This window comes from Pseudocolwellia antarctica, from assembly GCF_049933045.1.
GTDB lineage: Bacteria > Pseudomonadota > Gammaproteobacteria > Enterobacterales > Alteromonadaceae > Pseudocolwellia.
Map to the genome: position 1 here is coordinate 3,705,157 of NZ_CP187926.1, position 24,179 is coordinate 3,729,335.

General features: G+C 35.9%; 24 protein-coding genes. 9 read left to right on the forward strand and 15 right to left on the reverse strand.

The window, feature by feature from the left end:
- Positions 1–440: 440 nt before the first annotated feature.
- Positions 441–1,358: a GGDEF domain-containing response regulator gene (locus tag ACPUVN_RS16020; RefSeq protein ID WP_426359325.1), complete on the forward strand. Its 918-nt coding sequence runs from the start codon at positions 441–443 to the stop codon at positions 1,356–1,358.
- Positions 1,359–1,538: 180 nt separating this feature from the next.
- Here ACPUVN_RS16020 and ACPUVN_RS16025 read toward each other — a convergent pair whose 3' ends face one another.
- The 4 genes from ACPUVN_RS16025 to ACPUVN_RS16040 are packed head-to-tail and all read right to left on the reverse strand — an operon-like array spanning position 1,539 to position 6,566.
- Positions 1,539–2,963, reverse strand: coding sequence for a sensor histidine kinase (locus ACPUVN_RS16025; protein WP_426359324.1), 1,425 nt, complete (start codon positions 2,961–2,963; stop codon positions 1,539–1,541).
- 32 nt (positions 2,964–2,995) lie between these two features.
- Positions 2,996–3,544: a hypothetical protein gene (locus ACPUVN_RS16030; protein WP_426359323.1), complete on the reverse strand. Its 549-nt coding sequence runs from the start codon at positions 3,542–3,544 to the stop codon at positions 2,996–2,998.
- Positions 3,545–3,584: 40 nt separating this feature from the next.
- Complete coding sequence (locus tag ACPUVN_RS16035) at positions 3,585–4,799, reverse strand: sensor histidine kinase (protein WP_426369445.1); 1,215 nt, start codon at positions 4,797–4,799, stop codon at positions 3,585–3,587.
- A 48-nt stretch (positions 4,800–4,847) separates the two neighbouring features.
- Positions 4,848–6,566, reverse strand: coding sequence for a two-component system response regulator (locus tag ACPUVN_RS16040; protein ID WP_426369446.1), 1,719 nt, complete (start codon positions 6,564–6,566; stop codon positions 4,848–4,850).
- Positions 6,567–6,766: 200 nt separating this feature from the next.
- On the opposite strand from ACPUVN_RS16040, the gene ACPUVN_RS16045 reads away from it, so the two are divergent.
- Together ACPUVN_RS16045 and ACPUVN_RS16050 are read left to right on the forward strand one after the other, a co-directional pair.
- Positions 6,767–7,834 (forward strand): sensor histidine kinase, encoded by a 1,068-nt coding sequence (locus tag ACPUVN_RS16045; protein ID WP_426359319.1) that lies wholly within the window; start codon positions 6,767–6,769, stop codon positions 7,832–7,834.
- A gap of 55 nt (positions 7,835–7,889) precedes the next feature.
- Complete coding sequence (locus ACPUVN_RS16050; protein ID WP_426359318.1) at positions 7,890–8,333, forward strand: response regulator; 444 nt, start codon at positions 7,890–7,892, stop codon at positions 8,331–8,333.
- A 247-nt stretch (positions 8,334–8,580) separates the two neighbouring features.
- On the opposite strand, the gene ACPUVN_RS16055 is transcribed toward ACPUVN_RS16050, so the two are convergent.
- From ACPUVN_RS16055 to ACPUVN_RS16065, 3 genes are all read right to left on the reverse strand, one after another.
- Positions 8,581–9,063, reverse strand: coding sequence for a chemotaxis protein CheW (locus tag ACPUVN_RS16055; RefSeq protein ID WP_426359317.1), 483 nt, complete (start codon positions 9,061–9,063; stop codon positions 8,581–8,583).
- 210 nt (positions 9,064–9,273) lie between these two features.
- Positions 9,274–9,933 (reverse strand): 3-oxoacid CoA-transferase subunit B, encoded by a 660-nt coding sequence (locus ACPUVN_RS16060; protein WP_426359316.1) that lies wholly within the window; start codon positions 9,931–9,933, stop codon positions 9,274–9,276.
- A 12-nt stretch (positions 9,934–9,945) separates the two neighbouring features.
- Positions 9,946–10,650, reverse strand: a complete 705-nt coding sequence (locus ACPUVN_RS16065; RefSeq protein ID WP_304368824.1) for a CoA transferase subunit A — start codon at positions 10,648–10,650, stop codon at positions 9,946–9,948.
- 222 nt (positions 10,651–10,872) lie between these two features.
- Here ACPUVN_RS16065 and ACPUVN_RS16070 point away from each other — a divergent pair, with 222 nt between their 5' ends.
- The 3 genes from ACPUVN_RS16070 (at position 10,873) to ftnA (ending at position 12,289) form a co-directional block, all read left to right on the forward strand.
- Positions 10,873–11,037: a hypothetical protein gene (locus ACPUVN_RS16070; RefSeq protein WP_426359315.1), complete on the forward strand. Its 165-nt coding sequence runs from the start codon at positions 10,873–10,875 to the stop codon at positions 11,035–11,037.
- 102 nt (positions 11,038–11,139) lie between these two features.
- Complete coding sequence (locus ACPUVN_RS16075; protein ID WP_426359314.1) at positions 11,140–11,613, forward strand: peroxiredoxin; 474 nt, start codon at positions 11,140–11,142, stop codon at positions 11,611–11,613.
- A 151-nt stretch (positions 11,614–11,764) separates the two neighbouring features.
- Positions 11,765–12,289 (forward strand): non-heme ferritin, encoded by a 525-nt coding sequence (ftnA, locus tag ACPUVN_RS16080; protein ID WP_426359313.1) that lies wholly within the window; start codon positions 11,765–11,767, stop codon positions 12,287–12,289.
- Between the two features lie 71 nt (positions 12,290–12,360).
- Here ftnA and ACPUVN_RS16085 read toward each other — a convergent pair whose 3' ends face one another.
- The 6 genes from ACPUVN_RS16085 to ACPUVN_RS16110 form a co-directional block, all read right to left on the reverse strand.
- Positions 12,361–13,479 (reverse strand): AI-2E family transporter, encoded by a 1,119-nt coding sequence (locus tag ACPUVN_RS16085; RefSeq protein ID WP_426359312.1) that lies wholly within the window; start codon positions 13,477–13,479, stop codon positions 12,361–12,363.
- Positions 13,480–13,632: 153 nt separating this feature from the next.
- Positions 13,633–14,676, reverse strand: a complete 1,044-nt coding sequence (locus tag ACPUVN_RS16090) for an OmpA family protein (protein ID WP_426359311.1) — start codon at positions 14,674–14,676, stop codon at positions 13,633–13,635.
- Between the two features lie 106 nt (positions 14,677–14,782).
- The gene (locus tag ACPUVN_RS16095; protein ID WP_426359310.1) at positions 14,783–15,358 is read right to left on the reverse strand and encodes a porin family protein; all 576 of its coding nucleotides are present in this window, start codon (positions 15,356–15,358) and stop codon (positions 14,783–14,785) included.
- A gap of 177 nt (positions 15,359–15,535) precedes the next feature.
- Positions 15,536–16,612: an endonuclease/exonuclease/phosphatase family protein gene (locus tag ACPUVN_RS16100; protein WP_426359309.1), complete on the reverse strand. Its 1,077-nt coding sequence runs from the start codon at positions 16,610–16,612 to the stop codon at positions 15,536–15,538.
- A 283-nt stretch (positions 16,613–16,895) separates the two neighbouring features.
- Positions 16,896–17,366 (reverse strand): hypothetical protein, encoded by a 471-nt coding sequence (locus ACPUVN_RS16105; protein ID WP_426359308.1) that lies wholly within the window; start codon positions 17,364–17,366, stop codon positions 16,896–16,898.
- Between the two features lie 120 nt (positions 17,367–17,486).
- Positions 17,487–17,726 (reverse strand): hypothetical protein, encoded by a 240-nt coding sequence (locus tag ACPUVN_RS16110; RefSeq protein ID WP_426359307.1) that lies wholly within the window; start codon positions 17,724–17,726, stop codon positions 17,487–17,489.
- A 245-nt stretch (positions 17,727–17,971) separates the two neighbouring features.
- Here ACPUVN_RS16110 and ACPUVN_RS16115 point away from each other — a divergent pair, with 245 nt between their 5' ends.
- A complete protein-coding gene (locus tag ACPUVN_RS16115) occupies positions 17,972–19,156 on the forward strand; it encodes an NAD(P)/FAD-dependent oxidoreductase (protein WP_426369447.1) in 1,185 nt (394 codons plus the stop codon).
- Positions 19,157–19,244: 88 nt separating this feature from the next.
- Here ACPUVN_RS16115 and ACPUVN_RS16120 read toward each other — a convergent pair whose 3' ends face one another.
- A complete protein-coding gene (locus ACPUVN_RS16120) occupies positions 19,245–20,198 on the reverse strand; it encodes a histone deacetylase family protein (protein WP_426369448.1) in 954 nt (317 codons plus the stop codon).
- A gap of 8 nt (positions 20,199–20,206) precedes the next feature.
- Positions 20,207–22,063, reverse strand: a complete 1,857-nt coding sequence (locus tag ACPUVN_RS16125) for a GNAT family N-acetyltransferase (protein WP_426369449.1) — start codon at positions 22,061–22,063, stop codon at positions 20,207–20,209.
- Between the two features lie 322 nt (positions 22,064–22,385).
- Here ACPUVN_RS16125 and ACPUVN_RS16130 point away from each other — a divergent pair, with 322 nt between their 5' ends.
- On the forward strand, positions 22,386–23,252 hold the full coding sequence (locus ACPUVN_RS16130; RefSeq protein ID WP_426359304.1) for an alpha/beta hydrolase family protein: 867 nt from the start codon (positions 22,386–22,388) through the stop codon (positions 23,250–23,252).
- 52 nt (positions 23,253–23,304) lie between these two features.
- Complete coding sequence (locus ACPUVN_RS16135; RefSeq protein WP_426369450.1) at positions 23,305–24,174, forward strand: BadF/BadG/BcrA/BcrD ATPase family protein; 870 nt, start codon at positions 23,305–23,307, stop codon at positions 24,172–24,174.
- Positions 24,175–24,179: the final 5 nt, after the last annotated feature.

The window sequence follows — 24,179 nt, forward strand, 5'->3', positions numbered from 1 at the left end:
TTATTAGTTAAAAAGTAAGGTTATAAATATTCAATACTGAGTTAGACGAAGGTTAGATCTAAAAAGTCACAAAAAATATTATTTTTATTATTAACTATTTTATTTAACTAAAAATAAGCGCCGCAAATAGAGCTAAATATCTTCCCTGTATTAGAAAAAACTAATAAATATAATTGTTTATTTAACGCAAAAACGCTGTACACAAACCTTTAAAAAGCTAAAGACATAAACTTTTTTTTAACGTAGGATGATAATCAAGGTGATAAAAACAAAGATCTCACATGATTTTAAACCTTACATTCAATGAGTTACCAAAATAATGATAAGTTAACGAGCTCTACACATAAGATAGAAAAATAACTATATTTCAAAGTTAATCTGATAACGTTTAAAAATACATAACCAAGATCAGAGAAAACTTATTTAAAAAAGGTAATAAGATGCAAAATTCTACAACGAATTTATCATCACAGGATGTGGTTAACGCTAAAATACTTTTAGTGGATGACGATAAAATCAATACAGCAATTTTAGTTAGATCACTAAAAATGTTTCAACAAGTTTATGAAGTACATTCTGGCGTCGACGCCATTGAGTTTTGTAAAGAAACCCCTCCCGATTTAGTGATATTAGATGTAGTGATGCCTTCAATGGATGGCTACGCTACCTGTAAAATACTTAAATCTATGCCTGAGATGGAAAATTGCCCTATTATATTTTCAACAACATTAGAAACTGTTGAAGATGAGATTGCTTGCTGGGAAGCGGGCGGCTCTGACTTTGTCACTAAGCCAGGCATACCTCAAACCTTGATGAAGCGTATTGAAGCTCACCTGCAACTCAAATTAAAATCGGATGCGCAGCAAGAACTTGCTTACTTCGATAGCTTAACTGGGCTAGGCAACAGACGCCATTATAATAATATTTACAAAGAACAAGTTTCTTTAGCTTTAAGAACTAAAAAAGACTTATCTATTGTTGTATTAGATCTAGATTATTTTAAGCAATTTAATGATAAATATGGTCATCAGCAAGGCGACCAATGTTTAATTAATGTTGCTCAAGCCATAAAGTCACAGTTACACCGACCTACTGATTCAGCGATGCGTTATGGTGGAGAAGAGTTTGTTTTAATCTTACCTGACACAGATCTTAATGGTGCAAGATATGTCGCTAATAAAATTATATCTGCGATTATGGCGCAAAAAACTCCTCATATTTGTTCGCCTTATCATATTGTTACAACAAGTGCGGGCGTGTCTTCATTAAACAGTGTAGGTAACCATAAAGAACTATTTAGCGTTGCCGATAGACAATTATATGAAGCTAAAAGATTAGGCAGAAATGCTTGCGCATAATTCTATAATTGAAGACTTTAACGGATCTTAAAAGATATCCGTTAAAGTTTTTGTAAACATCTGATATCAAAACTCTATCCTAAAATTTGCATTAACACCTTGAATTAATACCTTGAACTAATGCCTTTAATTCGACATTAGCTTTACACCTAGAATTTAAAAATAAGCTTTAAAAACAAGTTAAAACAAATCTTTTTCATTATTCGGAAACTCTAATAAAAAGTGACAACCTTTTCCTAGTTCTGATTTTAACGATACCTTGCCTTTATGTTTTTCCATAACCGTTCTAACAATGGTTAAGCCAACACCGCTACCTTCATGAGTTGATAGCCTTTCAAAAATATCAAAAACAAGTGCATGATATTTCGCATCAATACCTGTGCCGTTATCTTTCACATGAACTATGGTCGCTTTGTCGGTTTGAGATGTAGAAATATCAATAACTAGTTTACGGCTAGGCTCTCTATAACGAAGAGAGTTACTCAACAAGTTTAATATAATTTCAGAAAACAAACGTTCATTTGCTTTAATTGTATGTAAATTATCAGCCAAGTTAATAGTGGCTTCACTTTCAATAATGGTATCTTCGAGCACAAGTGATTGCTCTTGAATTATTTTTCCTACATCAACATCTTCAATAACAATAGGTTGTTGAACTATTTTTGATAGCTCTAACAAATCTGAGAGCAGGTGTTCCATGTTATTAACATTTTCAATGATTCGGTTAAGACGGTGTGCCTGTCGCTCCGTTAGTGTATCGGCTAATTCTGAATGTAACTTGTTGGCGAAACCACTGATGGTAACTAAGGGTGATTTAAGGTCATGAGAAACCGTATAAATAAACTGTTCCATCTCATTATTCTTACTAACAAGCTCTTTATTTAATATTGATGCTGCTTGCTTTTCATTTTCTACATCTTTCATCACATTCAATAATACGATCTGAGAACATTCTATTTTGACTTTATTTTCTTCTAGCTCAGCATTAAGCTGATTACTTGTTGTTAATGCTCCGCGTTGCTCTTTAAATAAAGAACGTATCATCAGCACTAGAGTAAATATCAGTCCAATTAGAATCACTAAACAAGACGTTAAACTACTATAAAGTACGTTTGTTGCTTTCGAATCGAGTGCTTGAGAAAACTCTCTAAAAACAAGTTCAATTTCATTTCTTGATGGTAAATCGTTAAATTTTACAAAGTTATCTAATTCACGAGCAGACACATTTTCTATCATCAACCCAGGTAATCTATCTAAGCGCTCTTTATAAGCTAATAACATGATGCGTGTTTCAGGCATACGAATGTTACCTATCAACTCGTCACCCATAACTTCTAATGACTCCACTTGTTTTGACGCCATTTTGTAGTTCACAATGGCTCTATCTCGATAATTTGTTTGCTCAGGTCTTAACATATAATTTTTAAAATTATGAATAAGCCCTACGTAACCAATCTGACTTTGTAGCTCAATAATTGTTTGGTAAATTTCAATGCGTTTACCTCGCATTTGTTTTTCTTGGGCGAGATAATCTAAAGCGATTAACACCTCTAATGTGATCAAAAATAAGAGTAGTGTGCTTAATATGAGGCTTTTAATATTCATAATTACACATGTCTAATTGTTGAATGTTAAAGTTAAACGTCATAGCGTTTCTCTCGACCCATCTCAGTCATCAAGTCATTGATCTCTTTTTGTAATTCAATCACCTTTTGCTCTCGACGAATAGTGGCAGAATACACAGCGTTCATTTGTTCGTTTTTAATTTTTAACGTATCTAACTCTTTTAAGTTACTTCTATAATCGTCTTCCAACGTAGAGAATTTAAGTAGCTCAGGTAGTTTAGGCGCAAGAACCAATGCGGTTAAGATGGAAGTGAATGCCGTTAATACTTTAAGCCAGCCTTGATACTCGTACATTGGATACCAAGTAATATATATCTGTACGAAATGCGTTGTGCCGCAAAAGAAAATAAAAGCGGTAAATAACGCAAAAATATCTTTATGAGGTAATACGCCTTTTCTCTTCATGATCAAAAGGCCAAATACGATAGGAATAACATAATACGCTACACCTATTACGGCATCTGAAATTACATGTGTCCATAAAATATCAGGACGCCATAAGTAACAATGCCCATGCGGCATAAAACTAGGGTTTACAAATTGCTGAAGCCATTCATTCATCGTTTTTCCTTAATTTACATACATGCTTTTAACAGCAAGTTTAATAGGCGGCTACGGGAAAGATTAATTCAAACCGATTACCTACACCTAAGGTAGAAGTCAGCTTTATTTCACCACCATGTTTTTCCATTGCAGCTTTTACAATACATAACCCCATGCCTGTACCTTTTTGTTTCTCTACTTGTTCAAAAATACAAAAAGCACGTTCTTGATCTTCTTCAGCCATGCCTAAACTGTTATCAATAATAAACAAGGAGACATGAGAGCCACAATTTTCTGTATAAATTCTAATATCTAAAGTCCCATTCGGCACTTTATTCTGAATGGCATAATAACAAACATTTAAGATACTGCGCGAAAACAAGGTTTTATTAGCCAATATACTATCTACAGGAAGATCAATAACACAATTAATCATCTCGTCTTCAAGGTTTAAGCTTTGCCATTGTTTTCTTATGAGTAACTCTGTATCTAAATGCTCTCGTTTAATATTTTGACTCATTACACGCGATAATTCTAAAAGATCTGCAAGTAAATCTCCCATCTGAGAAACATTCTCTTGAATACGAGTAAAACGGTACTTTTGTTTATCATTTGTATGGGGTTCAAGTTCCTTTGATAAAGTTTTTGCAAAAGCAGAAAGCGTTATCAAAGGCGCTTTTAGATCATGAGATACTGTATATACAAACTGTTCAAGCTGTTTGTTTTTTTGCTCTAATTCTTTTGCATCTTTAATAGATTGGCGTAGTAATGCTTCTTTAACATCATGACCCTTTCTTAATTCTAATAAATATAAAACCTGCTTAGCTAATATTTTTAATTGCACCTTTTTCTCATCTTGCAGGCAAGATGGTTGATGGTCGATAACGCACAAGGTACCAATATGATGCCCTTCAGCATTGATGATAGGTGCACCGGCATAAAATATTACTTGAAGACCATTCTGCAATAATGGAATATTTTCAACTCGCTCATCATTCAAGCAATCTTTAATTTCAAACACACCATCTTTTAATAAGGTTTCACTGCAAAACGCCCAATCTTTAGGTTTTTCAATATCTGTTAATCCGTAACGCGATTTGAACCATTCTCTTTCCTCATCAATTATTGAAATTAAGGCAATGGGGGTTGAGCAAATATTAGCCACAAGCTCAGTTAACTGATCATAAACTTCTTCATTTTCAGTATCTAAAATATTGTATTCGTATAAAGCTTCAAGGCGTAATCCCTCTTCAGCTTTTAGCTTAGGTCTCATTCATTATTAATCCGTTGATTTACTTAGAGCACTCAATGTGTCTTTATTTCAGGCAAGTACATTATGAAAGGCGGTGTTTAATTGTAGTTCTACTTTATCTGCCGACATAGGCACACTGAGTAAATAGCCTTGAATTAAATCGATGTGGAGTGTTTTACACAAAGACAGTTGTTCTTCTGTTTCAACACCTTCAGCAACTACTTTGAAGTTAAGCTGTATTAACATCATGGCAAGCGCCTCAAGTAAATTTTTACGTTTATTGTCATTTTTATCAACAGGTTGCATTGATTTATCAATCTTTACAACATCAATAACAAAGTTCGTTAGGTGAGATATTGACGAATAGCCCATGCCAAAGTCATCCAAGGCTATTTTAAATCCGTAAGCCGATAAATCTTTGAGGGTTTTTACTGTTGTATCGTTATGTTCGAGTAAAGCGGTTTCTGTAATTTCAAGAGTGACTAACTCAGGGCTAATATCATATTTACTTGTTATTGATTTTAATAAGTCGAGCAAAGCACTGTCATGTAACTGCATAGGTGAAATATTGACAGACATATACAAAGCATCTGAGTATTTTTTTTGCCATTCTGATAACTGTTTTATCGCGGTTTTAATGACCCAAATGCCAATATCATTGATTAAACGGCTCTCTTCTGCGATAGGAATAAAAATATCAGGGAAGTGTGAATTAGCACTGTCAGGCCAGCGGATCAAAGCTTCGAAGCCCAATATATTCTTACCTTGATCACAAAAAATGGGTTGATAAAAAAGCCTAAAAGTAGAGTCGGCTAAGGTATCAATAATGTCGTTTTGAATAGTGAAACGGCGATTAAACTCAGCTTGATAATGAGACTCATAAAAACAGACGCCATTTTTTCCACCTTGTTTTGCTCTATACATGGCAATATCAGCACACTTTACTAGCTCACTACCACTAGGCGCATCATTGGGATATAAAGCAGCACCAATACTCATAGTACAAGTGACTTTTTTACCTGAGAGTTCAAACTGCTCTTTAAAAGCATTAGTAATACGGTCTGTAACCATATTAATTTCACTTATTGCGTTAATGTTTGAAAGGGTTATCGCAAATTCGTCTCCACCTAATCGAGCAAAACCATCATTAACTCTTAAACATCTTTTTATACGTGCAACGACTTCTTTTAACAATAAGTCACCCGCTTCATGACCCATCGAATCATTAATATGTTTAAAATTATCTAAATCGAGCGCCAGCATACCAATCGCAGTATTAGAGCGCTGACTGGCAGCAATCATCATTTGTAAATTTTCATCGAAAAAGTATCGATTGTGCAAGCCTGTTAGCGGATCTTTTTCAGCCATGGTTTTAACAGACAAATAACTTTCGTACATTTTCTGTTCCATCTCAAAACGCTTACGAGAATGAATAATAGCTTGATAGAGTTTCACTTGGGTGATGCTACTTTTGGGAATAAAGTCTTGCGCGCCCGCCTCTATGCAATTGAGCGCGACGCTAGAGTCTAACGATGCGCTGACAATAATAATGGCAGTATTGCCTAAGTTAGGTTTTGAACGAATTTCAATGATCATTTCTATGCCGTCAATTTCAGGCATTTCATAATCTAACAAGATTACATCAAAGCTTTCAGTTTCTAACTTCTTTAAACCATCAGCCACTGAGATTGATGTTTTAATGGTAAAATCACAGAGCAGTGATGTATCTAATTCTCTTTTTAGTAGCGCTATATCTATCACGTTATCATCAACAATCAGTATTCGCATTCATAACTCCAAGCTAAAACAAGACAGAACAAGACAAGACAAGACAAGACAAATTTTTAACATAAAACTAATGTTAAGCATTTATTTTTAACATTCTTATAAAAAAAATTGCTGTAGATAAGTAATAAGTTAATTTTAGACTATATTTACAAAATAGATCTTTTTTTTACTTTACAGAAAATAAATAGGGACACTCACTATTGAACATTTTAATTATTGAAGATAACTCTGATCATCTTGATGTTATAAAAGATGCATTAGAATCAATAACAGAAGTTGATGTTACAACAATAGCAGTAGATTCAATCGCGGAAGGAAATCGCTTATTACTTACTGAGCACTTTGATGCTTGTTTATGTGATTTAAACTTACCTGACTCACCTTTAGAGCAAACGGTTGAATGGTTAGCAACACGTAATTTTCCAGCGCCAATAGTTATTTTAACGTCGATTAATAGTATCCAAATAACGAAAACCTTACTTAATAAGGGCATTCAAGATTACATAATAAAAGATGATATTTCACCACTACTTCTCTTTCGTACCTGTAGATATGCGATAGAAAGATGGAAACATCAGCGTGAAATTGAAACTTATAATAAAGACATGAAAGCGTTTTGTTCTAGCTTGTCACACGACTTTAACGGTCAAATTATTCGTATTAAAGGCGTATCAGCTATTCTTAAATTAGATTTAGAAGAAAGACTTGATCTTACACCTGGAGAAGTCACCTTATTCGAATATTTAAATAATAGTACCGCTGAAATCCATCAGCTTGTTGATGATCTGCAGCATTACTTAGCTATGGAGTATTCGCAAAAGTCTAACGATATAGTCGATCTTAATAGAGTCATCAACAAAGCATCGGCGGTATTAAAAGTATCTGTTGAGAAAGAATTCGTTATTAAGGTTGAAAGACCTTTACCTAAATTCCGTGGTAATACCGCACTAATGCATTTACTTTTTCATAATTTATTTAGTAACAGTATTAAGTTTAATGAGAACTCACCTATCATTACTGTAACATTTGAAGAAACAGATCAGTTGCTGCAAATATCAGTTAAAGATAACGGCATTGGTTTTGATACCGATAAATCCTATGATATGTTTACTCCGTTTAAGCGCCTTGCACATAAAAACAGCTACAACGGCTCAGGCTTAGGTTTAAGTATTGTGAAAAGAATTGTTGAAAAACATGACGGTAGTATTAAAGTTGAATCAGAAATAGATAAAGGCAGCTTATTTACCCTCAATTTTATAAAAGAATAATTGAATTTCAGGCGCTTGCGTCTGACGATAATTAGAAATGAATAAAGGATATAAAATGAATAACTTTAAAGCGATCTCGGGGCTAATGGTTGAAGATAATATAGACCATGCTGAATTAATGCTGGACGCTTTCCATGAATTTAATGTTAAAAATGCTATTGATCATGTGATGGATGGTGAACAGGCAATTGTTTATTTAAAGAATCTGCCTCCTTACGAAGATAAAGAAAGATACTCTCGACCTGACATTATATTTTTAGATATTAGAATGCCACGACAAGGTGGTATAGAAACACTTAAAATAATTAAAAAGGACACTGATTTACAAGATATACCAGTTGTTATGATCAGTACATCCACCACAGGACCAGAAATTAAAGAATGTTACCGATTAGGCGCTAGCGGCTATGTAACTAAGCCATTACAATTTGAAGAGTTTTCGAATAAAATGGCAGAATTAAATTATTACTGGGTGTTAACTTCTGAACTGCCTAAGTAACCTGAAAACTGGATAAGCAATTATGCCTAATATTGTTATTTAACCGTCTATCTGCGTTGCCTATATGGATGCAGGTACTTAGTTTTTATCGGGAATAACAAAACTGTGAGTATATTTTGAGTGTTCTAAATGATTTGAGTAATCTAAGTTAACTATACCCTTGCGCTAGTTTAACTTAGATTATTAATTTGATTGATTCTGAGTAATGAGTAATGAGTAATGAGTAATAAATGATGAGAGTTATTTACTATAAATGACTAAGGTCTTCCCATTCATCTTCATTCAATATTTTTTCTGCATCTAATAAAATCAAAAGCTCTCCGCTCTTGTTCGACACACCATCAATAAATTTAGCGGTTTCATCGTTACCAACATTAGGCGCTACATCAACATCGCTTGCTTGTAAGCTGATCACTTCAGCAACACTATCAACAAGAATACCTATAATTTGTTTTCCAACTTCTAAAATAACAATACGAGAATCGTCAGTGATTTCATAATCAGGTAAACCGAATTTTTCACGCGTATTTAAAACACTGATCACACTACCACGTAAATTAATAATACCTAATACATAGCTTGGTGCACCTGGAATTGGAGATATTTCACTGTAACGTTGAATTTCTTGAACTTTAAGCACACGGATACCGTAACTCTCACCGCCTAAACTAAATTTTACCCACTGTGTTGTTTCATTTTGTGAATTAGATCCCGTTGTTGATTTACTCATGTTTAACTCCAGTGTGCACTTTAATAGTTGCTGTATATAAATACTTTAGTTGGTACTACTGAATTATACAATTAAATACCGCTAAGTACTGATTTAATAAAGTTAATTAAGTAGGTCGCACAAAACAGAGATCAATCACCAAATCGTAGATACAAAAAAGCCCCTGCTACAAAGTTTGCATAGGGGCTTTAATATCATTTTTAACGAGTATTAAGAGAATGTCATCTCAGGTACATTTGCAGGTACAACTAACTCACCTGCCGTTAATTTAATAATGTCTTCTACTGAAACACCTGGCGCACGTTCAAGTAAATGGAATTTACCATCTTTAATTTCAATAAACGCCAAATCAGTAAGTACCTTCTTAATGCAGCCTTTACCTGTTAACGGTAAGGTACATTCAGCTAGAAGTTTAGACTCACCGTGTTTAGAAGCATGTGTCATGGTAACAATAATGTTATCTGCGCCAGCCACTAAATCCATTGCGCCGCCCATGCCTTTAATTAACTTGCCTGGGATCATGTACGAAGCGATATTACCTTGGCAATCTACTTCAAACGCACCTAAAACCGTTAAGTCTACATGGCCACCACGTATCATGGCAAAAGACTCTGCGCTATCAAATAACGATGCTCCTGTTGCCATAGTGACCGTTTGTTTACCTGCATTAATTAAATCAGCATCCACTTCTTCATCTGTTGGAAACTGACCCATGCCGAGTAAGCCGTTTTCTGATTGAAGCATAACTTCAATACCTTCAGGAACATAGTTGGCAACTAAGGTTGGAATACCAATGCCTAAGTTAACGTAATATCCGTCTTGTAATTCTTGTGCAACGCGCTGCGCTAATTGTTCTCTTGATAAAGCCATAATATTGCTCCCTTAAGCTGAAGGACGTGTAGTACGTTGTTCAATTACTTTCTCGAAGTTGCCCTTAATAACACGGTCAACATAAATACCTGGCGTATGAATATGATCTGGGTCTAACTCGCCTGGCTGAACAATTTCTTCCACTTCAACGACTGTAATTTTTCCTGCCGTTGCAGCCATAGGATTAAAGTTACGCGCAGTTTTACGGAAAACTAAATTACCGTAGGTATCCGCCTTCCAAGCTTTAACAATGGCGAAGTCACCTTTAATAGACTCTTCTAAAATGTAATGACGACCATTTATTTCGCGTGTTTCTTTACCTTCAGCAACGGGCGTTCCGTAACCTGTCGCAGTAAAAAATGCTGGAATACCCGCACCTGCTGCACGCATTTTTTCAGCTAGCGTACCTTGTGGCGTTAATTCAACTTCTAGCTCGCCACTCATCATTTGGCGTTCAAATTCTTCGTTCTCGCCCACGTAAGAAGCCACCATCTTTTTGACTTGCTTATCATGTAACAAAATACCTAAACCGTGATTCGTTGTGCCACAGTTATTTGAAACTATGGTTAGGCCTTTAGTGCCTTTCTTTTTAATTTCTTTAATTAAATTTTCTGGATTACCACAAAGACCGAAGCCGCCTGCAATAATTGTCATACCGTCTTCTAAGCCAGACATGGCCTCTTCGTAACTTTCAACCACTTTGTTAAAACCCGACATGATATTTTTCTCCAAAATATAAATCGCTAAAACCTAATCTTTTATTCTCTACCACAGCTATAGTTTTATCAAATTTAAAGATTCAAACTATTAATAAGTTTTATCTATCAATACGTACTTAATATATGGTTACAGATAGGCTTGGAGAAATAGCACCATTTTCTAGCCAAAGAGCTTAATAATAATCTAGAATAAGGTGATAGCAGGCAGAAGGCTAAACCTATGACTAAAACTTTATGTAAGTGGAAAAAGAAAGAGATTGAAAAAGGTCTTCACGAATTAGTACATATTGTTGATAAGCCGCGCTTTGTTTGTAAAGACTGCGCGCGAGTAGCACACGATAAAGGTTACCTGTGTAAACCAGTAAAGTTACCTTTATCGAATTAAGTAACCTGAACCAATTAATGACAAAATTCATTATCCAGAGTTCAGGTTAAGTAAAAGACATTACATCAATCCCTAATAAACTCTTTAGAGTAAGGACAACAAATGATTAAGCAAAACGAGAAAATGCCAACAGGTGAATTATCAGAATTAACAGCTGACGGTATGGTTACTCATAACACAGACGAGCTATTTGCTAACAAGAAAGTTGTATTATTTGCTGTACCAGGCGCATTTACACCTACGTGTTCAGAATCTCATTTACCAGGTTATGTTGTATTAGCTGACCAACTTCAAGCTAAGGGCGTTGATCAAATTATTTGTTTATCAGTAAACGATGCATTTGTAATGAGCGCTTGGGGTAAGGCAAGTAATGCTGAACATATTACTATGGTTGCAGACGGCGATGGCAGTTACACAAAACAGTTAGGCTTAGCATTAGAAACTGCAGCTTTTGGCGGAACACGCTCACAACGTTACGCTATGGTAATCGACAACGGCGTTGTAACAACATTACTTGTTGAAAAACCAAAAGAATTTGAAGCAAGCAAAGCTGAAACTGTTCTAGCAAGTTTATAAACAATACTAATACTATTCTAATTAGTAAAAGAAACGAAAACCATTATCATTATATGTTACTGTTTTTATTATGGTTTTCTTTATTTTTAACTTGAATTAATTAGATAAACCATGCAGAATACGCCCCATAAAACAACACTCGAGAAACACAATGCTAAAACCTCAAATGGTTGAAAAACTAAATACCCAAATTAATTTAGAATTTTATTCATCAAACCTTTATTTACAAATGAGTGCTTGGTGTGAAGAAAATGGCTTTGAAGGTGCTGCTAAGTTTATGCGTAAGCACGCGGCTGAAGAAATGGATCACATGACTCGCCTATTTACCTACGTAAGTGAAACAGGTGCATTACCTATTTTAGGCGCAATTGAAGCTGCACCACATGAGTTTGAATCTTTAGGTGACCTTTTCAGAAAAACATACGAGCACGAATGTTTAATTACAGAACGTATTAACTCGTTAGCGCACGAAGCATTTTCTAACCAAGATTACTCTACGTTTAACTTCTTACAGTGGTATGTTGCTGAACAGCACGAAGAAGAAACACTATTTAAAAGTGTATTAGACAAAATCAACTTAGTGGGCGACGACGGCCACGCATTATTCTTCGTTGATAAAGATTTAGCAGCTATGGCTAACTCAAACGCAGAAGGCAGTATTATTAAAGCTAACTAAAACATCAGTTAACTTACCGTACTAAAAAGGAGCAATATGCTCCTTTTTTTTGTTTATAATTTAATAAAAATCTAAGTTTCTAAAAACCGAACCCATGATAATGTTCGATCAGACAATGTCAGTATTAGCTTAATACAAACCAGTAAAGGTACGGCAATCAACAGCCCAATCAATCCCCATAACCACCCTACTATTAATAACCAAACAATAATGATAAATGGATTAATACGCATATTTTTAGACAAGACTAAAGGCGTGATAAATTGTGATTCAAGTACATTCAGTGATAATACGCCACCTACGACTATCAATACTTTAATATCTATACCCCATTGAACTGAGCTTGCAAGCGTGAGAGCGCCCAAAGCAAAAGCAGGTCCAACGAATGGAATAAAATTAACAAAACCGACAATTAACCCCCACAGCAAAGCATCTTCCAATCCCATAAATGTAAATAAAATCGTAGCGATTAAACTAAGAAATAAGTTAATTAAGCTAACGGTTAATATATATCGAGACAGTTGTTGCTGCACATCTAGAACAAATTTAAAGGCCTTTTTTTGCCTACTTTCAATAACGAAAAGCTGCACATAATGTCTAAAAAGTTTGGGTGAATAGACCAAGGTAAATAAAATTAAAATGATCGCGGTAATAAGCTGTATCAAGGCAAAAGGCGCTAGAACCATAAACTCTGCAGCAAAAGAAAATAATGATTCTTTTAATCGCGTTTGGATCAGAGATTTATTCTCTGAATTTTTATCAATTTTTGGTTTTTCTTTAAACCATGAAAACCAGCTATTACTTGTATCGTTTGTGTTATCTACAATATCTGCACTTTTAGTATCGATAATATTTTGATACTTATCTAACTTTTCTGAAATATGTGTCGATATTTGCGGAAGCATCTTGGTCCATTTAGTCACAGGCTCTTCCAGTTGAACCACTAACGCACTGGTAGGCACAATTAAACAACTTAATAGAAATATCGCACCCAAAACTCTTGGCACATATAAACGCTCTAGCGCATTAACACCTGAGCTGAGTAATAATGATATTAAAGCAGACGCCACTAAAAGGAGAATTAATTCTTGCGCGAAATAGGCAGTATAAAGAACAGCTAAAACGGTTAGCGTAACAGTACAAACTAAGCTTTTATTTACAGGTTTGTTTTCTTGAGGGATTGATGTCACTTATATTCCAACCTTATTTTTAGGTGCTTAAATGGATTGGGCTTATTGTAAGTTAAAAACAAAAAAACAGTGATAAATTAAAAGTATTTATCACTGTTTTTACTTCGTATTATTTAGCGATGTAAATGAATACCGCTATTAATGCTGCTTATGTTACTTCTCAACAACTTCTTTCGTTGTTGTTTGTATTTGAGCAACAACACGTTGATTTAACCTATGGTCGGCTGCTGTATTACCTTCCGATAGAAGTTGAGTTTCACCAAAGCTTTTCACACTAAGACGAGCTGGGCTAATATCGAAATTGTTAATCAAAGCATTTTGTACTGAATAAGCTCGTTTTTCTGATAAGTCTAGGTTGTAACTAGCTTCACCTGTTGAAGAACTATGGCCTTCAATTACAACATCGGTATCTTTATATTCTTTCATAAAGTCAGCTAAACGTTGAATTTCTATCATACCTTTAGGGCTTAATCCTGCACTTTCGATAGGGAAGTTAACATTTAAGTTAATAGACACACTTTCTTCGGCATATAAAGTACAACCTCTAGAGTCAACTTTAACGCTCATTGGTGTATCTTTACAAAAATCGTCTTTATCAAAAACACCATCTTTATCGCCATCTAAATTCCTTACTACAGGCTGAATATTGGCTGGTTTTTCTGCTTTTATTGGAGCAGACTTTTTAGTGTCTCCAAAGGCATATTTATAACCTAGTTTGAAACCATGGTCTGTATAGCCATTATTCACATCACGATACATTGCAGCTTCAGTATAAATTGAAGAACGTGTGCTCAGTTCGAAGTCATAACCAATACCCACATTTACCGCGTTGTAGCTTTTAACATTATTGAAACGTTTTACACCCGTAAATAAATACATATCAGAATCTTCAGGCGAATAAATAGCGTCTACACCGTAACGATTACCGTATGATTTTTCATTACCGTTTAAAACGTCGTAGCGAGTACGAGCAAACTCTATTCTTACTTTCCAAAAGTCATTAACTGCTCTTTGTAAATCGATACCTAATGATTTACCCGCTTCTATTTGTTGCCAATCTAATGCTGTTTCTTTACCTGTACTCGATTTAACATAGTCGCCGAAAACGCCTACTTCCCAGGTTTTATCAATAGTTTCGTCTGCCATTGCTGATGTACTGATTAATGCAGTTAAGATAGATATTTTAAAAATTTTCATGTGTTATCCTTTGTGAAATACATTGTATGCTTTGAATAAATATTTAAGAAAAAAACAATGTATTAAGTAATTATTTAGTTATATGTTTTGAGTATTCTTTGGTGATTTAAAATGTGTACTGAACAGATACACTCGCGTAATCAATTTCAGTATCTAGATTATCTATATTCGACAAAACACCAATTTCGTCTTCATCAAAATTGAAATCAAATCTTGTGTAATTCACGTTTAAATCCCAGTCTTGAGCAATAGCGAATGTAGCTCCTGCTCCGTAAAAGAATTCATTACCATCTGTTGAGGTATTTCCAGTAGCGCCATTAATATCAGCGTCCCACCATAATTGTCCTCCGTTAACAAATAGCGAAATGTAGTCGTTAATTGGGTAACTTAGTTTCAACCCTAAAGTGTAACCATCGAGTTCAGCATTAAGATTACTGCTGCCATACTTACCAAAATCAATGTAACCAGCTTCTAGTGATACTATTTCGTTAAATTGAGTACCGACGTAAACGCTGTAAGCATTATCATCTTCATCAAAATCACTTTCGCTATCCGCACTCGTTAATCCATAACCAGCACCTACATACAAACCATGAGTATCAATAGGAGAATCGTCAGCAGCATAAGCAGGAATGAAAAACATCGATGATAGAGCTAAAGATATTATTGATTTATTTTTCATAAGTTTTCCTTGTACTAATTAAAAAGTTCACTAAGTACAAAGCAAATCACATACCAAAACATAAAAGCCATTATATTCAGTAAGTTATATGTTTAAGTTGATTTTTATGGAAGGGTTTATGAAAGATAAATTGTAAAAATAACAAGGGATAAGAAAATTTTACAAAATCTGGGGAACTTAATTTCCTGGCTGAGGTACATCGTGATGACTAACACTTTCTGCCTGAGTAATATCTTTTGTTCTTTTGATATCATCAGACTCAGGAGTAATTCCTTTATAGTTTTTGTTAGGTCCATAGGTCAGGGTTGTAAGTAACGGAAAGTGATCAGAGCCTATTGAAGGCAAACGTATGATTTTAGCCACAGTGAAGTGTTGGCTATGAAATAAGTGATCTAAAGGCCAGCGCGCAAACACATAAGATGTATGAAAGGTATTAAACATACCTCTGCCTATACGAGGGTCTAACAAACCACTTATTTTCCTAAAAAGTCGAGTGGTAGAAGACCAAGCCACATCATTAAGATCTCCTGAAACTACAACAGGCTGTTCAGTTTTAGCAATACTCTCTGCAACTATAATTAATTCTGCATCGCGCTCAGCCGAACGTTCGTTTTCAGTTGGGCTTGGTGGTGCAGGATGTAGAAAGTGAGCGCGCACTTTAACGCCGTTTCTCAATGTTATTGAGGTATGCATTGAGGGTATATGTGATTCAACAAGATATTTAGTTTCTTGATCTGTTAAAGGCAGTTTAGAAAAAACATGCATTCCATATAAATTATCTAAAGGACAATTAATGGTATAAGACATTTCATTTTTTAAACTACTTAGCGCGTTTTCCCACCATAAGTCAGATTCTAAAGTAACAAGTACATCAGGCTTATGAAGCTCAACTAACTCAATTAAAGCCTCAGCATTTCTATTTGTCATAAGCACATTAGAATTAAGGACGGTTAATTGATTTTCTTCACTAGGTTCTCTTGATGCTTTGACCTCTTTACGCCAAAACCTTGTATAAGGCAAAACCCACCATAACTGCCAAACGATAGAAGATATTGTCGGGATAAAACACGCGAAAAACAAAGTAGACGGGATTTGTATAAAGATAAATTGGCTTATTAATAAGATCATCCCAAAAAAAACAAATTGTAATCGAGGAAAATCAAAAACTCTTACAAGCCAATGAGAACAACGTGATAACGGTATAAGCGTTGTTGCAACAAATAGAAACGTTAGGCTGATTGTAAGAAAGAGCATTTTAAATCCTATTATTTGATTTTATCAATTTACAGAAAAACAACCTGAGCGATCTGATCGTTTTATCTCAAAGCTTCACCTATCAAAACCTTTATCGGCAATATACTCAGTATAATTCAAGTTAACGATCTATGAGGATAATTAAGAGTAAATCACCTTTAACCTTCACACTGGCGACTTACTCTTACGACTATTTTATTTTATGACCTTGGTAAGTGATTGCTATTTAAAGTGGGTAATAAGGTTAAATATTAAGGCTCAACATTAAGTCTAAGTATTGAAATTAGGCATTAACTCTATGTTCACGGGTTAAGTGTAAAAACACACCTAAAGCACTTAATAACAAAGCCGTACAAGATATTATCGCGACGGGGTAATAAAGATTACCCGCAAGATCTAATTGGCTATATTTGATTACCATAATCAATCCTTCAAGTGATAAGGCAACACATACTGTACCTATAAACCTTGGCATTGTTCTTCTTAATACCGCAATAGCGTCATCTTCATGCTCGTCTTCTTTACTATTTGAATATTCTTTATTAATAACAAGAGCTAGCTCAAATACAGCTAAACCTATTACACCTGTATTAATACTATTTAAAAATATTTGCATGATATCAACCCCTGTAGCGAGCTGATTAAATACATTAATCACTAAAGATATGAGTATAGCTGCGGCTAGTCCTAAAAATATTATCGTAAATGATAAGGCAAAAACTCTTCTTATCGCTAAGTGCATCGTATTGTTCATTGATTATGACTCCTGACTACGAAAAATATTATTTCGGTCAATTGGGTAATTAAATTATTGAACCAAGAAAAACACGGCTACTTATAAATAACAGTGTTTATGGTTAGGATAGAATACGATTTAGCAGTCTTCGTTTTTAGCGCTCATATCTTCTTTTGCATTTTCACAAGCATCTTCTAGTGCATTGGCTGCATCAGAAATTACCTTGTCTATTTGTTCCCCCGTATTATCAGCTCCATCGTATGCACAAGCTGTTAAGCCTGAAGTAGCGACAAGTGTTAATACGAGTAATGGTCTGTTTTTATTGATAATTATAATAATTCTCCGTTGAAAAATAGAATATTCACTATCCTGACGCAATACCTGCTCTTCCGCCAAAACTGAAATTCGATCTAATCACTATAATGCGATAGTTAAGCCAACTATTAACTCGTTGTTATTTAGTGCTTTATTTTGTTTAGGTGTGTAAAAACACTAAAGAGGCAGTAAATTTTACAGAGTAAGAATGTATAGTTTTCACAGCAGAGTAAAAAGCAGCTATATGCTCCTTTCCTTTTACCCGTATAATAGTGCTACTAATACAAAACATATTTTTAGGTTCTACTTTGATCACTACCGACATATTAATTATTGGCGCAGGTGCCGCAGGTTTAATGGCAGCAGCTACAGCAGGTTATCGCGGCAAAAAAGTTATTGTTGTTGATATGGGCAAAAAGCCTGGTAGAAAAATACTGATCAGTGGCGGTGGCCGTTGCAATTTTACCAACGAAAATCCAACACCTGATAACTACTTATGTGGCAACCCTCATTTTGTAAAATCAGCTCTTAGCCGTTATGGCGCGCAAGACTTTATAGAATTAGTTGAACGTCATGGTGTTGAATATCATCATAAAACCTTAGGTCAGCTTTTTTGTGACAATAGCGCACAAGATATTGTTGATGTATTGATGACCGAGTGTGATTGGGCAGGTGTTGAAGTAAACCTACGTAGCGAAGTTTCAAGTGTTACCAAAAACGAGCAAGGCTACTTAGTTTCAACCACAACCGAGCAATATCAATGTTCGTCATTGATCGTCGCATCTGGTGGGCTAACTATGCCCAAGTTAGGCGCTTCGCCAATAGGTTATAAAATTGCAGAACAGTTTGGTTTAAACGTATTACCAACTACAGCAGCATTAGTTCCTTTTACCTTGCACGACTTTGACAAAGAGCGTTTCGATGGCCTTTCAGGTATCAGTATTCCAACTGAAATAAGCAGCGAAAATGGCGTTAGTTTTAAAGAAAACATTTTATTTACCCACCGAGGCTTATCAGGCCCTGCTATTTTACAAATATCCTCGTTCTGGCAAGCAGGACAAGCAGTTACACTCAATCTTCTACCTGACTCAAATATAGCTGAACATATTGAAGAATGGCGCGACAGCAACCCGAAAAAATCCCTTAAAAACATGCTAGCGACCCTACTACCTAAAAGCTTTATTGAAGCTATGGTCAGCAAAAATGAAATAACCGGCAAAGCTATAAATCAGCTAAGTAAAGATGATGTAACTCAAATCAGTAACTACCTGCATGCTTGGGTAATAAAACCTAATGGCACAGAAGGATACCGAACAGCGGAAGTCACTCTAGGTGGTGTTGATACTGACGAACTGAGCTCAAAAACTTTCGCTGCTAAAAAAGAACCTAACCTTTATTTTATTGGTGAAGTTATTGATGTAACGGGTTGGTTGGGAGGCTACAATTTTTCATTTTGCTGGGCTGCTGGAGTTGCTTGTGGGTTGGCGGTTTAGAAAAACTCTTTGTGTAAACTAAAAATAAGCGCTGTAATTATTACAACGCTTATTTTTTATTATTAATAGAGTCCCAGCTTAGTTAACTCTAATTACCAATCAAACCATTAATATGAGCCACAACACTTCTGCCTAGTGCGCTGGGTGCATATCCGCCTTCAAGTACAGACACAATGCGCCCTTCACTATATTCGTTAGCAATAACTCTTACCTCGTCAGTTATCCAGCGATAATCAGCTTCAGTTAAACTCACTTGCGACATTTCGTCTTCAATATGTGCATCAAAGCCAGCGGAGATAAAAATCATCTCAGGCTTAAATTTATGCAGCGCAGGCAACCAATGTTCTGCAAGTTTTTCACGAAACTGTGGACCTTTCGTTGTTGCGGCTAAAGGTACGTTGATAATAGGGGGTGTATCGCTTTCTGTTACCTCAAAAGGATAAAGCGGATATTCATAGCTTGAGCAGAACAAAAAGCCTTTATCGTCTTCTGCTGTCGCATTAAAGTGATTTGTGATGATGTCTTCAGTGCCATTACCGTGATGCACATCAAAATCAACAATAGCAACACGCTTTAAGCCGTATTTCTGTTTCGCATAAGCAGCAGCAATAGCGACATTATTGAAAAAGCAAAAGCCCATACTTTCATTACGTGTGGCGTGATGGCCAGGCGGTCTGGTTAAACAAAATGCCGCTCTTAATTTCTTATCCATCACTAAATCTACAGCATCAACCGCAGCGCCAGCAGAATATAAAATAGAAGTAAGGGTTTTGTCATTCATCACAGCATCTGCACCCGCTGTAAAGTTTTCTTCACCTGCTTGTGGCGCATTATCATAAACAAAATCTATGTGTTCTTGTGTATGCGCTAACGCAAATAAGCTTTTATCAATAGGTTTAGAATCAAACTGCCTGATAACATATTCCAAGCCACTGCGGATAAGTTGATCAGATATCGCATCTAAGCGTTTGCCACTTTCTGGATGATGCTCGCCCATGTCGTGCTCAGCACAGTGATAATGTCCTATTATTCCAACAGTCATGCTAATTCCTATTTTTCTTGTAGTGGTAGTTCTAAACTTACTTCATCAAAATCTTCACTTGGTTGACGAATAAATCCTGCTCTCTCAAATACTTTTAACATAGAGGCATTATCGCGTCGTACACAAGCAACTAAACTGTTTAGTTTACGAATTTTGGCAATGGCAATAATCTCTCCCAACAAGGTGCTCGCCATACCTAAACCGCGTAAGCTTTCTTTGATCACAAAGGCGACTTCTCCGCTATTAATGGTTTCAAGATAATAGTATCGAGCAACCGCATATATGGCTTCGCCTAACGCATCTTTTTTAGTGAAACATAACGCCAGATCAGTATGCTGATTTACACTCACCAAATTACACGATTTTTCTCGTGTCATTTGAGTCACATGATGGTTATAACGCATCATCAAGGTTTCTTTATTGTGAGAATAAAAGAACTCTTGCAGCTTGCGTTCATCTGCTGGAGCTAAAGGACGCAATATATATTTCATTTTGTCGAAGATGAAATGCTTCATTTCAATTCGGCCTAATTCAGGCACAGAGCTTGGTGAAGTTTCTTGATATTCAGGTACCCAATAATGTTTACGTACATCATTAAGTAGTTGATCTCTAAATTTAGGATGCGCAATACGAATAAGCTCTAAAGCACGCTCTCGTATGCTTTTGCCACGTAACGACGCGATACCAAATTCAGTCACCACATACGATACATGACCACGAGACGTAACCACTCCACCACCTTCAGTTATATGTGCAACAATACGTGAAATTTTACCGTCTTTAGTGGTTGAAGGCAGTGCAATAATCGGCTTGCCACCACTACTTAACGAAGCGCCACGCACAAAGTCTACTTGCCCTCCAATACCACTATAAAATTGATAGCCAATAGAATCGGAAACCACTTGCCCTGTTAAATCGACTTCAATGGCACTATTAATAGAAATCATATTGTCATTTCTAGCAATTTTAACGGGCGAGTTAACATGCTCTGATGGATAAAACTCTATATGAGGATTACCATCAACATAGTCGTAAACCTTTTGACTGCCAATACAGAAAGTCGCGACAGATTTACCTTTATGATAGGTTTTCTTACGGTTGTTGATCACGCCTTTAAGCATCAGGTCAATCAAGCCGTCAGAGATCATTTCGCTGTGTACGCCTAAATCTTTATGATTACCTAAATACGTTAATACTGCTTCAGGGATTTTACCTATACCTATTTGCAATGTAGCGCCATTTTCGACCAACATAGAAACATACTGACCTATTTGTTCTGTACGCTGATCCATCTCTGGCGGCATTATTTCAGGAATAGCTTGGTCAACATGAATAGAGGCATGAATTTGGTTTACATGAACAAAGCTATGACCATTGGTACGTGGCATTTTAGAGTTTATTTGTGCAATAACATATTTAGCAGATTTCAATGCAGATGAAACAATGTCAACACTCACACCAAGAGAGCAGTAACCATATTCATCTGGCGGACTTACCATAATTAATGCTACATCCAGCGGTAATACATTTTCATTAAATAAACGCGGCACATCAGAGATAAAACATGGCGTATAGTCGCCACGTCCTTCAGCAATAGCTTCACGAATATTCTTGCCGCCAATAAACAAGCTATTTACTTTAAATAAATCTTTATGCTCTGGCTTTGCCCAAACGTTTTCAGACAGAGTTAACATGTGCACCGTTTCAATATCGTGCAAACCTTGGCTATTGGCAATTAAATCATCAATTAATGCATTAGGCACAGCGGCATTAGAGCCAATAAATATACGGTTACCTGACTTAAGATAATCGCCCCATTTAATGGTTTGTTTATTACTACCAGCTGACTCATGTTGTGTCGTCATAATGTTTCCTTTGCTGAAATCTATGTGTTGAGCTATCGCGGTTATCATCTTTCATTTTAGCCTGCGCTAACACCTGAAAGCTTATTTACGTCTGAAATGAATGTCTAAAGTTAACTTCTCAAGTATGCGCTTATTAAAAAAGTGTTTATTGACCGCTATCAATTGTATCTTGGTTTTACTCAACTATTTGTAGATGTAGAATAAAATGGCTTGGGTATATACTGATACATTATAATCTCAATCTTTACCAAGACTATCAATGAGACTTTAGTTGAACTTAAACTAAATCACATATTTTTTAATAACCTAAAAAGGTAAGTTCATGAAACGCTTTTCAAAACTACATTTGCTCTGCATGCTAGCTGCATTGGGCTTATCAAATCTAACTCAGGCAAAGTCTCATGGCGAATATGCAGCAAGTTCAGAAGAATTAACCTTTGAGTCTGATGGCAAAAAAATGTCAGGTTTTATTTACCAAGCTGCAGGTAAAGGGTCTCACCCAAGCGTGTTGTTATTACATGGCTACCCTGGAAATGAAAAGAATTTAGATGTTGCTCAAGCCCTAAGAAGCATAGGCTGGAACGTAGTTTTTTTCCATTATCGTGGCGCTTGGGGAAGTGAAGGCGAATTCTCTTTTTTAAATGCAGAAGCTGATGTGCAAAGTGTGCTGAAATACATGAAAAACAACGCTGATAAGTTACGCATAGATGAAAAATCCATATCCCTTGTCGGTCATAGCATGGGAGGTCACCTGTCGATAGCAGGCATACTGGATAACCCAGAAGTAAGTTGTGCCATCGCTTACGACGGAGCTAATTTAGGTGTTAATGATTTAGGCATAGCAGCAGATCCGGCAACAACAATTCCTTGGGCAGAATATAGCGATACTTTGTTTATGTTAGAAGGATGGTCTGGCAAAAAAGCACTAACCGAGCTAAAAGAAAATGCTAAAGCTCTTAACTTAGTGCGCCGAGTAAATACATTAAACGGCAGACCTGTGATGCTTATTGCAGCCGATACCGCAGTTATTCCTATGGAATCGCATATCACACCATTATTAAAAGCATTACGTGGCACTAAAAACAATAAAATATCTTACAAGTTAATAAACGACGACCATAGCTTTAACTCGTCTCGTACCCAGTTAATTGAAACAACTGTTAACTTTTTAAATGATAATTGTAAGTAGCCTGAAATGAATATTCACAGTGTTCAATCAATAATGACATTAGGAGCAATAGGTGAATAATCATCAAAAATACTTTATCGGTATCGATGGCGGAGGCACAAAATGCAAAGCACGTTTAGAAGATGCTCAAGGTAACTTATTAGCGGAAGCCTTTGCTGGGCCTGCAAATGCTGCAGGTGATCTCGATGGTTCAATTCATTCTATTTTAGAGGCTACCGACAAAGTCATTTCTGAGTCAGGTATAGCGAACTTAACGCCGCAGAATGTTAATGCTGGCATAGGTTTAGCCGGGTTAAATATTCCCGAAGTGATGACCGAGTTTAAAGCAAAATCACTGCCCTTTGCCAACACCAACATTACCACCGATCTATACATTGCCTGTTTAGGCGCTCATCAAATAGATGATGGAGCGATAGTGATTATTGGAACGGGCTCTTCAGGTGTTGCTATAAAAGGTAAGCAACAATTTGAATTAGGTGGTCATGGTTTTGCGGTTGGTGATAAAGCCAGTGGCGCTTGGTTAGGAAAAATGGCGGTAACTTATACTTTAGAAGCGCTTGATGGCATTAAAAACCGAGATAAGTTTACTGATGAAGTCATGGCATTTTTCGGGTGTTCTACAGCGCATCAATTAGTCACATTAACTTTGGCCGCTAAGCCACACTTTTTTGCCACACTTGCACCCTTGGTATTTTCTCTGGCTAAACAAGAAGAACCTTATGCCAAAATATTAGTAGAAGACGCTGCCGATTACATTAACAAACTAAGCAATCAGTTATTTAAGTTAAAGCCGGCGAGGTTTTCATTAATTGGCGGACTTACCGATATTATTACACCGTATTTAGATCTAGAGCTTAGAGAAAAAATTCAAAACCCGTTAGGGAGTCCTGAACAAGGGGCTATTTTATATTCAAAGTATTAGGGTAA

Excerpts from the sequence above, each read along its gene's own strand:
- ACPUVN_RS16035 (WP_426369445.1), bottom strand. The coding sequence starts at position 4,799 with ATGAGACCTAAGCTAAAAGCTGAAGAGGGATTACGCCTTGAAGCTTTA.
- ftnA (WP_426359313.1), top strand. The coding sequence starts at position 11,765 with ATGCTAAAACCTCAAATGGTTGAAAAACTAAATACCCAAATTAATTTA.
- ACPUVN_RS16130 (WP_426359304.1), top strand. The coding sequence starts at position 22,386 with ATGAAACGCTTTTCAAAACTACATTTGCTCTGCATGCTAGCTGCATTG.
- ACPUVN_RS16065 (WP_304368824.1), bottom strand. The coding sequence starts at position 10,650 with ATGTCGGGTTTTAACAAAGTGGTTGAAAGTTACGAAGAGGCCATGTCT.
- ACPUVN_RS16075 (WP_426359314.1), top strand. The coding sequence starts at position 11,140 with ATGATTAAGCAAAACGAGAAAATGCCAACAGGTGAATTATCAGAATTA.
- ACPUVN_RS16120 (WP_426369448.1), bottom strand. The coding sequence starts at position 20,198 with ATGACTGTTGGAATAATAGGACATTATCACTGTGCTGAGCACGACATG.
- ACPUVN_RS16020 (WP_426359325.1), top strand. The coding sequence starts at position 441 with ATGCAAAATTCTACAACGAATTTATCATCACAGGATGTGGTTAACGCT.
- ACPUVN_RS16050 (WP_426359318.1), top strand. The coding sequence starts at position 7,890 with ATGAATAACTTTAAAGCGATCTCGGGGCTAATGGTTGAAGATAATATA.
- ACPUVN_RS16070 (WP_426359315.1), top strand. The coding sequence starts at position 10,873 with ATGACTAAAACTTTATGTAAGTGGAAAAAGAAAGAGATTGAAAAAGGT.
- ACPUVN_RS16105 (WP_426359308.1), bottom strand. The coding sequence starts at position 17,366 with ATGAACAATACGATGCACTTAGCGATAAGAAGAGTTTTTGCCTTATCA.
- ACPUVN_RS16125 (WP_426369449.1), bottom strand. The coding sequence starts at position 22,063 with ATGACGACACAACATGAGTCAGCTGGTAGTAATAAACAAACCATTAAA.
- ACPUVN_RS16060 (WP_426359316.1), bottom strand. The coding sequence starts at position 9,933 with ATGGCTTTATCAAGAGAACAATTAGCGCAGCGCGTTGCACAAGAATTA.
- ACPUVN_RS16025 (WP_426359324.1), bottom strand. The coding sequence starts at position 2,963 with ATGAATATTAAAAGCCTCATATTAAGCACACTACTCTTATTTTTGATC.
- ACPUVN_RS16090 (WP_426359311.1), bottom strand. The coding sequence starts at position 14,676 with ATGAAAATTTTTAAAATATCTATCTTAACTGCATTAATCAGTACATCA.
- ACPUVN_RS16100 (WP_426359309.1), bottom strand. The coding sequence starts at position 16,612 with ATGCTCTTTCTTACAATCAGCCTAACGTTTCTATTTGTTGCAACAACG.
- ACPUVN_RS16040 (WP_426369446.1), bottom strand. The coding sequence starts at position 6,566 with ATGCGAATACTGATTGTTGATGATAACGTGATAGATATAGCGCTACTA.
- ACPUVN_RS16030 (WP_426359323.1), bottom strand. The coding sequence starts at position 3,544 with ATGAATGAATGGCTTCAGCAATTTGTAAACCCTAGTTTTATGCCGCAT.
- ACPUVN_RS16055 (WP_426359317.1), bottom strand. The coding sequence starts at position 9,063 with ATGAGTAAATCAACAACGGGATCTAATTCACAAAATGAAACAACACAG.
- ACPUVN_RS16095 (WP_426359310.1), bottom strand. The coding sequence starts at position 15,358 with ATGAAAAATAAATCAATAATATCTTTAGCTCTATCATCGATGTTTTTC.